We start from the raw sequence: 11,298 nt of genomic DNA, 5'->3' as shown, positions 1-11,298 counted from the left end.
CGCTACACCATCGGTGAGCCGCCGCGGAGGTGCTCGAAGATCAGGTTGGTTTCGGTCATCGCAACGTCCCGGGACGCACTGAGGTTCTCGACGACGAAGTCACGCAATTCGTCCGCGGACTCGGCGGCCAGGTGCACCTGGAAGTCGTTCGCCCCCGCCAGAAAGAATACGTTGAGGACGCCCGGCAGCGCGGCGATCGCGGCCCCGAACTGCCGGATCCGGGTCCGGGCGTGCGCCTGGAGCCGGACCGCGACCACCGCTTGGAGCGGCCTCCCCAGCGCCGCCGGGGACAGGTCGGCGTGAAACCCCTGGATGACGCCGGTCTCCTGGAGCCGCCGTACCCGCATGAGGCACGTCGAGGCCGCGATGCCCGCCTGCGCGGCCAGCGTGCTGTTCGGGATCCGCGCGTCGGCGGCGAGCGCGCGCAGGATCGTCCGGTCGACGTCGTCCAGCTCCGGCCGAAGCTTGTTCACCCAGGAACCCCTCTGAATCGTGCCCAGCCGAAGAATCGTAACGGATTTGGCGTTCCCACGAATAATCGTCGACCGACGCTCGGAAGAGCCGAATCTTTCGCCACGATGGCCGCAGTCACGGCGAACCCAGGAGCCCTTGTCATGCGGATCGGTGTCCCGAAGGAAATCAAGAACCACGAGTACCGGGTCGCGCTCACCCCGGCCGGGGCTCAGGAACTCGTCCGGCGCGGTCACTCGGTGTTCGTCGAGACCGGCGCGGGCGTGGGTTCGGCGCTGCCGGACGAGGACTACCTCGCGGCAGGCGCGAAGATCCTCGACACCGCCGACGACGTCTGGGCCTCCGGCGACCTGATCCTCAAGGTCAAGGAGCCGATCGAGGCCGAGTACGCCCGGATGCGCGACGGTCAGGTGCTCTTCACCTACCTGCACCTCGCCGCGTCCCGGCCGTGCACCGACGCGCTGCTCGATCGTGGCGTCACGTCGATCGCGTACGAGACCGTGCAGCTGGCCAACGGCGCGCTGCCGCTGCTCGCGCCGATGAGCGAGGTCGCGGGCCGGCTCGCTCCGCAAGCGGGCGCGTACCACCTGATGCGCGCAGGCGGTGGCCGCGGCGTGCTGCTGGGCGGCGTCCCGGGTGTGCACCCGGCGAAGGTCGTCATCCTCGGCGCCGGTGTCTCCGGCATGAACGCCGCCGCGATCGCCACCGGCATGGGCGCCCAGGTGACGCTGCTCGACCTCGACATCGAGAAGCTCCGCGCGGCCGACCGGCTGTACCAGGGACGCTTGACGACGGTCGTGTCCAACTCGTACGAGATCGAGCGGGCCGTGGTCGACGCGGACCTGGTCATCGGCGCGGTGCTGGTCGCCGGTGCGAAGGCGCCGACGCTGGTCTCCAACGAGCTGGTGAGCCGCGCGAAGCCGGGCTCGGTGTTCGTCGACATCGCGATCGACCAGGGCGGTTGCTTCGAGGACTCCCGGCCCACCACGCACGCGGAGCCGACGTACCAGGTTCACGACTCGGTGTTCTACTGCGTCGCGAACATGCCCGGTGCGGTGCCGGCGACCTCGACGCACGCGCTGTCCAACGTGACGCTGCCGTACACGCTGGCGCTGGCCGACAAGGGCTGGCAGCAGGCGCTCCGCGACGACGAGGCGCTGGCGCGCGGTCTGACCACGCACGGCGGGCAGCTGGTCTCCGCCCCGGTGGCGGCCGCGCACGACCTGCCGAGCGTCGCGGCGGCGGACGTGCTGGCCTGACGGTTCATGGATGACCCGCGCTGGGCGCTATAGCACCCAGCGCGGGTCATCCATTTTTGGAGCGGTCTCACTGCTGCCGGGCGAACAGGTCCGCCTCCAGCAAGCGGCCGGAGAGCCGGCCGGCCTCGTGGATCTCGTCCACGCTCATGTGCGGCACGAGCCCGTGCGCCTCGTGGATCCCGTTGCCGTTCCCGGCGTCCAGCATCGCCAGGTACCACCGCAACGCCTGGACGCGATCCACCGGGCCGCCGAAGCCGTCTCGGTACCAGCAGGCCGCGGCGAACATACAGCCAGGATCACCCGCGGAGGCGCCGCGCACGAACCAGCGCAGCGCTTCCTCGTCCCGGTCCTGCTCCCCGAGCCGGTCACCGAGTGGCGCGTACGCAGGCACGATGCCCGCGTCGGCGGCCTGCAGGAGCCAGGGCACCGCCGCCGGGGAGGCGCCGTGGAGCATCCCGACGTTGTAGGCGGCCAGCGCATCGCCCGCCTCGGCTGCCGCGCGGTAGAGCGCGACGGCGCGGTCGGCGTCCGCGGGCGTTCCGAGGCCGTGCTGAACGAGGTACCCCAGGGTCCGGGTGGCGACGGGATCGCCCTCGGCGCTGGAGGTCGTTAGCAGTTCGGCGCCGCGGACGGGATCACCGAGGTGGAACGCGTGGACGACGCCGAGCAGCGTGCGCGCGGTGCGGTCGTGCGCCGACGGTTCGACCAGCGCGGGTGCCAGCCGGACCAGCTCCGCGTCCGCCCGCTCGTCGCCGGCCGCGGCCGCCCGGAGAAACCAGGAGGTCGCTTCCACCGGGTCGTCCCGACGGTGGGCGAACAGCACGCCGAGGTCGTGCATCGCGTCGCGGTTCCCGGCTTCCGCGGCGAGACGCCAGTCGTACTCGGCGGCGACGTCGTCCACCGGGACGCCCCGACCGGCCGCGTGGAGCACTCCGGACTCGCGGTGAGCCGCGGCATGTCCCGCTTCGGCGGCGCGCCGGTACCAGTCGAGGGCCGCCGCGTCGTCCCGGGAGCCTCCTCGGCCGGTGGCATGCAGTGCGCCGAGACGAAACGCGGCCTCGGCGTTGCCCAGCCGGGCGGCGTGTTCGTAGAGATCGCGCGCCGCCGGACCGCCGTGCCCGTGCTCGGCCAGTTCACCACGCAGCAGCAGTGCCCTGTCGTCGGGCCCCGCCGACTCGAGGTGCTCCCGCGCGGCCGGGAAGTTCCGGCGTTGCAAGGCCAGCATGCCCAGGTCCAGCGGCCGCCATGTCACGGCGGCCACTGTAGAGGGGCGGTGTCGAGGCGCGGCCGGGCGGCTCAGTGACTGGCGAGCAGGGTGGTCAGGGTGCGGACGGTCTCGGCCATCGCGTCTCTGGCCGGGGCCAGGTACTTGCGCGGATCGACGACGTCCGGCGCGCCCGCCAGCGCAGCGCGGACCGCGCCGGTGAACGCGGTGTTCAGCGCGGTGCCGATGTTGATCTTCACCATGCCCGCCGCCACCGCCGCGCGGAGCTCGTCGTCAGGCACCCCGGACGAGCCGTGCAGCACTAGCGGCACCGGCACCGCGTCGCGCAGCGCGGTGATCAGCGTGTGGTCGAGGCGGGCGGTTCGGTCGGTCATCGCGTGCGACGAGCCGACCGCGACTGCGAGCGCGTCGACGCCGGTCGCCGCGACGAACCGCGCTGCCTCTGCCGGGTCGGTGCGGACGCCCGGCGCGTGCGCTCCGTCCTTGCCCCCGACCTCCCCGAGTTCACTTTCGACCCATAATCCCTGTTCGTGGCAGCGAACCACCGCAGCGGCGGTCGCGGCGACGTTCTCGGCGTACGGCAGCCGGGAGGCATCCACCATCACCGAGTGCAGACCGCAGGCGGCTGCCTGGTCGAGCAGTTCGGTGTCCTCGACGTGGTCGAGGTGGAGCGCCACCCCGACGCTCGCGGCCTCGGCGACCGCTCGGGTGGCCGCGGCGATCGGCGCGAGCCGTCCGCCGTGGAAGCGCACGGCGTTCTCGCTGATCTGCAGGATCACCGGGGAGTGTGCGGCCTCGGCGCCGGCCACGATCGCCTCGGCATGCTCGATCGTGATGACGTTGAACGCCGGGACCGCGGTGCCTGCCGCTCGGGCCGCGGCGACCAGTTCTCCGGTGGGGGTCAGCATGCGGGGCGCTCCTGCGACAGTGGGGTGACGATCACGGACGGGCGGAGCCGCGCGGCCAGCGCGGCGTCGATGGCCCCGGCGACGGGGGCGGCCACCGCGGCGGCGGAGAGCGCGACCGCGTCGGCGAGGAGGGTCGGCCACGGGGTGCGGTCGCGCAGGCCGCGGGCGAGCGCGGCGACGCACGCGTCCCCGGCGCCGGTCGGGTTGCCGGTGACGATCTCCGGCGGGCGGGCGTGCCAGGTGCCGTCGGCGGTGACCGCCACCAGCCCGTCCGCCCCGGCCGACGCGACGACGGCACCGGCTCCGAGCGCTCGGACCTGCGCGGCGAGCCGCTCCACCCACGCGGCGGCGGCCGCGGCGTCCGGGTCAGCGCTCCCGGTGAGAGCGATCAGCTCGTCGAGGTTGGGTTTGACGAGGTCGGGGCCCGCCGGGACGCCCGCACGTAATGCCTCGCCGCTGGTGTCGAGCACAGTACGGACCCCGGCCTCGCGGGCGTCCGCGATCAGCGTCGCGTAGGCGTCGGCGGGCAGGCCACGGGGCAGCGACCCGGAGAGCACGACAACCGACGCGGACCCGAGCAACCGGACGAACCGGGCGCGAAACGCGCTCCACTCGCCAGGCGTCACCACGGGTCCGGGCTCCCAGAACCCGGTCGCGTCGGAGTCCACGACCGTGATCGTCCGGCGCGTCTCGGCGCCGATCGGCTCGAACGCGGACGCGATCCCATCGTTGTCGAGCAGCGCCCGCACCCGCGCGCCGGTGTCGCCGCCGAGCAGTCCGGTGGCGTGCACCGGCTCCCCGGCGGTGTGGAGTACACGGGCGACGTTCAGCCCCTTGCCACCCGCCCGCTCGTCCACCGCGGAGACCCGGTGCGTGCGATGGGGCACCAGCCCGTCCACCCGGTACGTGATGTCGAGTGCGGGGTTCAGCGTGACGGTAACGATCACTTCTGCACCTCGTTCTGCGCGAGTATGCTCGGTTCGCGCCCGAACCGACGATAAACGATCATCAGGAGTGAGATTGTGACGGACCTCGACGTCCTGGTGGTCGGCGACGCGAATCCCGACCTGGTGCTGCGCGGCGACGTCGTGCCGCGGTTCGGCCAGGCGGAACAGCTGCTGGACAGCGCCGACCTGGTGCTCGGCGGGTCCGCGGCGATCACCGCGGTGGGCTGCGCGCGGCTCGGGCTGCGCACGGCGCTGCTCGCGCGGGTCGGGGACGACGTGTTCGGCACCGTGACGCGCGGGTGGCTCGCCGAACGGGGGGTTCCGCTGGAGAGGCCGGAGCGCCCGCAGCAGCCGGACCCGACCGGGCTGTCGGTGATCCTGTCCACCCCGGACGACCGGGCGATCCTCACGTTGCCCGGCACGATCCCGACGCTGTCCCCGGCCGACGTCACCGACGCGCTGTTGGGCCGGGCGCGGCACGTGCACGTCGCGTCGGTGTTCCTGCAGCCGACGCTGGCCGCCGGGCTCGCCGACGTGTTCGCGCGGGCTCGGGCAGCGGGCGTCAGCACGTCGCTGGACACGAACTGGGACCCGAGCGAGCGCTGGACCGGGATCCGGGAGCTGCTCGCGAACGTCGACGTGTTCCTGCCGAACACCGCGGAACTGCTTGCCGTAACGGGGTGCGACGACCTGGTCGAGGCGGCGTCGACGCTGGTCGCGGGCGGCACCACGGTCGTGCTGAAGGACGGCGCCCGCGGCGGCCGGGTGTGGTCGCCGGCCGGGGAGTACGCGGCGCCGAGCGTCCCCGTGGACGTTGTGGATACCACCGGCGCAGGGGACAGTTTCAACGCGGGCTTCCTGGCCGCGCACCTCGGCGGCGCGCCGCTGCCGGAGGCAGTGGCCTGGGCCGCCGCGGCCGGGTCGCTGAGCACCCGCGCCGCAGGCGGCACCGCAGCCCAGGCCACCCCCGACGAGATCCGCGCGGCCCTGAAGCTCGCCTGACCCGCGGCGGTGCGACCCGGGCGGCGCCGCGAGAACGCGCTGCTCACCCCTTCAGGCCGGTGAACGACATCGTCGCGATGAAGCGACGCTGAGCGAACAGGAACGCGAGGAACAGCGGCAGCGTCGCGATCACGTTCCCCGCCATCAGCTGCCCCCACTCCGTCCGGCGCGAACCCTGGAACGTCGCGAGCCCGATCTGCAGCGTGTACTTCGTGTCGTCGCTGATCGCGATCAGCGGCCACAGCAGGTCGTTCCAGCTCGACAGCAGCGTGAACACGGCCAGCGTCGCCAGCGCCGGACGGGCCAGCGGCAGCACGATCGACACGAACGTCCGCAGCGCACCCGCGCCGTCGAGCCGGGCGGCCTCCTCCAGCTCGACCGGCAGCGTCAGGAAGAACTGCCGCATCAGGAAGATGCCGAACGCCGAGGCCAGCCACGGCACGATCGCGGCGGCGAGCGTGTCGACGATGCCCAGCCTGGCGAACATCAGGTACGTCGGGATCATCAGCAGCTGGATCGGGATCATCACGGTCGCGAGGATCGCCAGGAACGCCAGGCCCCGCCCGGGAAACCGGAGGCGCGCGAACCCGTACCCGGCCAGCGAGCACAGCACCAGGTGCGACACCACCGAGGCCCCCGACACCAGCACGGTGTTGAAGAACCACCGGACGATGTGCGTCTCGTCCAGCAGCGCCCGGTACCCGTCGAGGTGAAGGCCGCGCGGGATGAACGACGGCGGGATCTGGGTGATCTGCGATTCGCTCATGAACGACGTCAAAACCATCTGCACGAGCGGGATCACGAACAGCAGCGCCAGCGGCATCAGCAGCAGGTGCCACGGGCTGAACGGTAAGCGCCGACGACGCATCAGAACGCCTCCGATCCGCGCCGCCGGTTGTAGAGCACGACCGCGGCCGTGAGCAGCAGCGTCACCGCGAACAGCAGGTAGGCCAGCGCGGCGCCGTACCCGAGCCGCCGGGTCTGGAACGCGAGCTCGTAGATGTAGTAGACGATCGTCTGGGTGGTGTTCAGCGGCCCGCCGCGCGTCGTCGTGTAGATCAGGTCGAACAGCTGCAGCGCGGTGATCGTCTGCCAGACCGTCGCGAACACGGTCACCGGACGCAGCTGCGGCAGCGTCACGTGGCGGAACACCCGCCACGGTCCCGCGCCGTCCACGACCGCGGCCTCGACCAGTTCCTTGGGGACGTCCTGGAGGGCGGCGAGGTAGATCACCGCGACGAAGCCGACCTCGCCCCAGAGCGCGATGACGACGACGGTCAGCAGCGCCTGGCTCGGGCTCTCCAGGAACTGCTGAGCGGGCAGCCCGAGCCGCCGCAGGGCGTCGTTGACGACCCCGAACTGGGGGCTGAACACGTACCCGGCGAGGATGCCGGTGGCCGCCGCCGACGCGACGTACGGGACGAAGATGCAGGTCCGGTAGAAGCCGATGAACCGGATCCGCCGGTTGAGCGCCACCGCGACGAGCAGGCCGAGCGCGATCGATGCCGGGACGAACGTCGCGGTGAGGATCAGCGTCTGCCTGGCGGCGTCGGCGGCCGCGGGGTCCTGGGCCAGCCGCTCGTAGTTGCGCCACCCGACGTCGGCCGGGGGAGCGATGCCGTTCCACTTCGTCCGGCTGATGAAGAACGCCCTGACGGCGGGGAAGATCGACAGCCCGACGACCACCACCGTCGCGGGGCCGGCGAACGCCCAGCCGGTCAGGGCCCGGCGCGCGCCCCGGCCGCGAGGCCGGGGCGCGGACTTCGGTTTCCGTGCCCCGACCGCGAACCGCGGTGGCGTGGCCACCGAGGTCACGAATCCTCCAGGACGCCGGCCGACGCCTTCGCGGCTTCGTCGAGCGCCTCCTTCGGCTGGGCCGCGCCCTGCAACACCTTGGCGATCGCGTCACCGACGTTGCGGGACATCTCCTCGTAGCCCGCGAGCGTCGGCCGGGCCTGCTTCGCGTTCTTCAGGTTCTCGAAGAACTTCTGCCCGCCGGGGTACTGCTTCACGTAGGACGCGAACTCCGGCGTGCTCTGCTCGGAGCTGCGCAGCGGCAGGTTGCCGATCGCGAGGTTCCACTTCGCGTCGATCTCCTTGCTGGTCAGCCACTTGATGAAGTCGCGGGACGCGCCAGCCCGGTTCGGGTCGTCGTGGTTGAACAGCACCCAGAGGTCGGGGCCGGAGACCGTCTGGTGGTCGCCGTTGTGGCCCGGCAACTGGGTGACGCCGTAGTTCAGCTTGTGGTTGGCGAGTTCCAGCAGCTCCCACGGGCCGGACATGATCATCCCGATCCGTCCGCTCCAAAACAGCGGGCCGTACTTCTCGTCGGTCTGATCCAGGTACAGCGACTTGTCGTCGACGGCCATCGTGCGCAGCGTCTCCAGCGCGGCGACCCCGGCGTCGCTGTTGAACGCGGGTTTCTTGCCGTCGAGGATCTTGCCGCCGTGCTGCCAGAGCAGCGGCCACAGGTGCCAGGTGGTGTCCTCGCTGCCGGACACCGAGTACGCGCTGCCGTAGTAGTTCTTCGCCGGGTTGCTGAGTTTCTTGGCGGCGGCGCGGTAGTCCTCCCACGTCCAGTCGTCGGTCGGGTACGGCAGCTTCGCCGCGTCGAACATCGTCTTGTTGTAGATCAGCGCGATGTTGTCGACCAGCGCCGGGACGCCGATCACGGTGTCGCCCGACGTAGCGGTCTCCCGCGCGGCGGCGGGGAAGTCGTCCCAGCCGAACGCGGGGTCCTTCACGTAGTCGCTCAGGTCCTGGGTCCGGCCGCTGGCCGCGAGTTCACCCGCCCAGCTCCCGAACGCGTACGAGATGTCCGGGTAGGTGTCGCTGGTGAACCCGGCGGACAGCTTCGTCAGCAGGTCGTCGGTGACCGTCGCGCCCGCTGACGTCTTGACCGTGACGTTCGGGTGTAAGCGGTGGTACTCGGCCGCGAGTTCCTCGGCCTTCTTCTCGGCCTCGGTGGTCTGCCCGGTCCACCAGGTGATTTCGACGGTGGCCTTCGGGTCGTAGCCGTCGGCGGCGTCCTTGCCGTTGCCGACCGACGTCGAGCCGCTGCAGGCCGACAGGGCGAGGGCGGTCGCAGCGGCAGTGGCCAGACCGGCCAGTACCCGCCGTCGGCGGCCGTGGGTGGAGTACCTCATCGCGTTACACCTCTCGAGGGGGGTTCGGGGTGTTACCGGCTGCGGCGGGTCGTGCGGTCAGGCGGTCAGGACGACCGATCGGGTGAGGAGTCGGGGCTGGTCGGGGTCGAGCCCGCGGTGCGCGGCGAGCGCGACCGCAAACCGCTGGGCGAGGACGAGTTGGGCAAGCGGGTCGCGGGTGTCCCGGTACGGAGTGGCACCGGCCGAGCGGGCGACGTCGTCGAGGCTCGCGGGCACCGCACCGAACGACCAGACGAGGCTGCGCTCGCCGGCCACCGCCACCGGACCGTGCCGGTAGTCGCGGGCCGGATACGACTCCGACCAGGCCTGCGCCGCCTCTCGCGCCTTGAGCGCGGCCTCGTGCGCCAGGCCGACGGTCCAGCCGGTGCCGAGGAACACCAGGTGGTCGACGGCCGCCGGGTCGACCGGGAGGGGTGCGGCGAGCGCGTCCCGCCCGTCGGCGAGCAGCCCGGTGAGGTCCTCGCCGTAGGCCGCGCGGGCGGCGGCCAGCACGGTGGTCGGAAAACGCGTTTGGACGACGCTGGTCTCGTCGGCGAAGTCCAGCAGGAGCCGGTCGTCCACCAGGTCGTCGACGGCCTCGCCGGTGACCGCGGTGACCGCCACGCGACGGGTTCCGGCCGGCACCACGCGCAGCGCGTCCAGCACCTCCGTCGAGGTGCCCGAGCGGGTGATCGCGACGACCCGGTCGTACCGCCGCCGGGGCACGTACTCCGAGGCGCAGACCGCGTCGGTCTCGCCGAGATCCGCGGCTTCCCGCAGCTCGGCGAGGCTCTGCGCGACGAACCAGGACGTGCCGCAGCCCAGGATCAGCGTCCGCTCGCCGGGGGCGGCGAGTACGGCGCGGGCCTCGTCGGCCAGCGACAGCCCGCGTTCCCAGACGTCGGGCTGGCTGGCGATCTCACGTGCGGTGGCGTCCATGATCGAGGATTATGCTCATTCGCTCATCGGAGACAAGGATTCGAACGCAAACGTGCAATCTAGGATGCGCGCAACGCTTCGGGGAGCAGGTCGCCGTGGGCGGCGGTCAGCTCGTCGCAGAGCTCCCAGATCCGGTCGAGCGGCAGCGTGGCGGCGGTGTTCGGGTCGACCATCGCGGCCTGCCGGACGAGTCGGGGGTCGCCGTCGAGCGCGGCCCGCACCGTGAGTTCTCCGACGCTCACGAACGGCCGGTTGACCGCCGCGCACTGCGGCGGCAGCGCGCCGACGCGCTCCGGGCGGACGCCGAGCCGGTCGACGACGCACGGGACCTCGACCGCGTACCCCTCGGGCAGGTTGCTGATCAGGCCGTGGTTCGCGACGTTGCCGTGGATCCGTCGCAGCGTGCCGGTTTCCATGCTGTGGATGACCTGCGGCGCGTACTCGGTGGCGTCCCGATGCAGGTCGAGCGGTTTGCCGGCGAGCACGTCGGCGCGGGTGCGCGCGTACTCGCGCAGGTTGTCCTCGCTGATCCGCAGGTAGTCGCCGACCGGGATGCGCAGCCGCTCGATCTCGGCGTCGTCGTGCAGGTACCAGGGGACGTACTCGGACGAGTGCTCGCTGGTCTCGGTGGGGAAGTAGCCGAGTCGTGCGTACAGGTCCATCCGGACGCGGCGCCGGAGCTGCTCGTCGGTTGCCAGCAGGGCGTCCAGCTTCGGGTACAGGCTCTCGCCGTGGTGTTCCCAGTTCAGGAGCCAGGCCTGGTGGTTGACGCCGGCGCCGGTGTAGTCGACCTCCTCGAGCGGGACGCCGACCAGCTCGCAGAGGTCGTGGACGGTCCAGTAGACCGAGTGGCACAGCCCTACGGTGTTCAGGTCCGGGGCGATGGCGGCCAGGTAGGCCACGTTCATCGCCATCGGGTTCGTGTAGTTGAGCAGGAGTGCGTTCGGGCAGAGTTCGCGCATGTCGTCCGCGATGCTCTTGAGGACCGGAAAGGTGCGCAGTGCCCGAAAGATCCCGCCGACGCCGAGCGTGTCGCCGATCGTCTGGCGCAGCCCGTACTTCGCCGGGATCTCGAAGTCGCGGACGGTCGCCGCGTGCATCCCGACCTGGATCGCGTTGATGACGTAGTCGGCGTTCTGCAAGGCGCGGCGCCGGTCGAGGGTGGCCAGGATCGTCGGGTGCGCACCGAGCTGCTCGGCGGTGCGGTGCGCGATCGCCTCGGCGGTCTCCAGCCGTTCGGGGTCGATGTCGTGCAGCGCGAGCGTGACGCCCCGCAACTCGTCGAAGGACAGCAGGTCGGCCAGCAGCTCGCGGGTGAACACGACGCTGCCCGCGCCGAGGAACGTGATCACGGTCATGGCGGAATCCTGCGCGGGTCGCTCACGAACGCACAGCAGAACG

Annotated in this window: 11 protein-coding genes; 2 read left to right on the top strand and 9 right to left on the bottom strand. The window is 71.7% G+C overall.

Annotated elements, in window-relative coordinates:
* Positions 1 to 2: 2 nt before the first annotated feature.
* Positions 3 to 473, bottom strand: coding sequence for an Lrp/AsnC family transcriptional regulator (locus BUB75_RS28210; RefSeq protein ID WP_218617806.1), 471 nt, complete (start codon positions 471 to 473; stop codon positions 3 to 5).
* Between the two features lie 141 nt (positions 474 to 614).
* Here BUB75_RS28210 and ald point away from each other — a divergent pair, with 141 nt between their 5' ends.
* A complete protein-coding gene (gene ald / locus BUB75_RS28205; protein WP_073260863.1) occupies positions 615 to 1,730 on the top strand; it encodes an alanine dehydrogenase in 1,116 nt (371 codons plus the stop codon).
* 67 nt (positions 1,731 to 1,797) lie between these two features.
* Here ald and BUB75_RS28200 read toward each other — a convergent pair whose 3' ends face one another.
* The 3 genes from BUB75_RS28200 to BUB75_RS28190 are packed head-to-tail and all read right to left on the bottom strand — an operon-like array spanning position 1,798 to position 4,810.
* Positions 1,798 to 2,982, bottom strand: a complete 1,185-nt coding sequence (locus BUB75_RS28200; protein ID WP_143175440.1) for a tetratricopeptide repeat protein — start codon at positions 2,980 to 2,982, stop codon at positions 1,798 to 1,800.
* 44 nt (positions 2,983 to 3,026) lie between these two features.
* On the bottom strand, positions 3,027 to 3,863 hold the full coding sequence (locus tag BUB75_RS28195; protein WP_073260861.1) for a class II fructose-bisphosphate aldolase: 837 nt from the start codon (positions 3,861 to 3,863) through the stop codon (positions 3,027 to 3,029).
* Positions 3,857 to 4,810 carry a 1-phosphofructokinase family hexose kinase gene (locus BUB75_RS28190; RefSeq protein ID WP_073260860.1) on the bottom strand — a complete coding sequence of 318 codons (954 nt, stop codon included), beginning with the start codon at positions 4,808 to 4,810 and terminating at the stop codon, positions 3,857 to 3,859. Before BUB75_RS28190 ends, BUB75_RS28195 begins: the two co-directional genes overlap by 7 nt.
* Before the next feature lie 75 nt (positions 4,811 to 4,885).
* On the opposite strand from BUB75_RS28190, the gene BUB75_RS28185 reads away from it, so the two are divergent.
* A complete protein-coding gene (locus BUB75_RS28185; RefSeq protein WP_073260859.1) occupies positions 4,886 to 5,812 on the top strand; it encodes a carbohydrate kinase family protein in 927 nt (308 codons plus the stop codon).
* 43 nt (positions 5,813 to 5,855) lie between these two features.
* Here the strand turns inward: BUB75_RS28185 and BUB75_RS28180 are convergent, their stop codons facing one another.
* Genes BUB75_RS28180 through melA form a run of 5 tightly spaced genes read right to left on the bottom strand, consistent with a single transcriptional unit; the run spans position 5,856 to position 11,255 of the window.
* The gene (locus BUB75_RS28180) at positions 5,856 to 6,680 is read right to left on the bottom strand and encodes a carbohydrate ABC transporter permease (RefSeq protein WP_073260858.1); all 825 of its coding nucleotides are present in this window, start codon (positions 6,678 to 6,680) and stop codon (positions 5,856 to 5,858) included.
* Positions 6,680 to 7,627 (bottom strand): carbohydrate ABC transporter permease, encoded by a 948-nt coding sequence (locus BUB75_RS28175; protein WP_084741817.1) that lies wholly within the window; start codon positions 7,625 to 7,627, stop codon positions 6,680 to 6,682. Before BUB75_RS28175 ends, BUB75_RS28180 begins: the two co-directional genes overlap by 1 nt.
* Positions 7,624 to 8,958, bottom strand: coding sequence for an ABC transporter substrate-binding protein (locus BUB75_RS28170; RefSeq protein ID WP_073260857.1), 1,335 nt, complete (start codon positions 8,956 to 8,958; stop codon positions 7,624 to 7,626). Before BUB75_RS28170 ends, BUB75_RS28175 begins: the two co-directional genes overlap by 4 nt.
* Positions 8,959 to 9,015: 57 nt before the next feature.
* Entirely contained in the window at positions 9,016 to 9,897 is an 882-nt protein-coding gene (locus BUB75_RS28165; protein WP_073260856.1) for an SIS domain-containing protein, read from the bottom strand.
* 59 nt (positions 9,898 to 9,956) lie between these two features.
* The gene (gene melA / locus BUB75_RS28160) at positions 9,957 to 11,255 is read right to left on the bottom strand and encodes an alpha-glucosidase/alpha-galactosidase (RefSeq protein WP_073260855.1); all 1,299 of its coding nucleotides are present in this window, start codon (positions 11,253 to 11,255) and stop codon (positions 9,957 to 9,959) included.
* Between the last annotated feature and the right edge of the window lie 43 nt (positions 11,256 to 11,298).

Origin of the sequence: Cryptosporangium aurantiacum, assembly GCF_900143005.1 — a bacterium.
Taxonomy (GTDB): Bacteria; Actinomycetota; Actinomycetes; order Mycobacteriales; family Cryptosporangiaceae; genus Cryptosporangium; species Cryptosporangium aurantiacum.
This window is presented reverse-complemented; position numbering and strand designations above follow the sequence as displayed.

What these genes read in the sequence shown, in the direction of transcription:
- ald (WP_073260863.1), top strand. Translation starts at nt 615, where the DNA reads ATGCGGATCGGTGTCCCGAAGGAAATCAAGAACCACGAGTACCGGGTC.
- BUB75_RS28195 (WP_073260861.1), bottom strand. Translation starts at nt 3,863, where the DNA reads ATGCTGACCCCCACCGGAGAACTGGTCGCCGCGGCCCGAGCGGCAGGC.
- BUB75_RS28180 (WP_073260858.1), bottom strand. Translation starts at nt 6,680, where the DNA reads ATGCGTCGTCGGCGCTTACCGTTCAGCCCGTGGCACCTGCTGCTGATG.
- BUB75_RS28170 (WP_073260857.1), bottom strand. Translation starts at nt 8,958, where the DNA reads ATGAGGTACTCCACCCACGGCCGCCGACGGCGGGTACTGGCCGGTCTG.
- BUB75_RS28165 (WP_073260856.1), bottom strand. Translation starts at nt 9,897, where the DNA reads ATGGACGCCACCGCACGTGAGATCGCCAGCCAGCCCGACGTCTGGGAA.
- melA (WP_073260855.1), bottom strand. Translation starts at nt 11,255, where the DNA reads ATGACCGTGATCACGTTCCTCGGCGCGGGCAGCGTCGTGTTCACCCGC.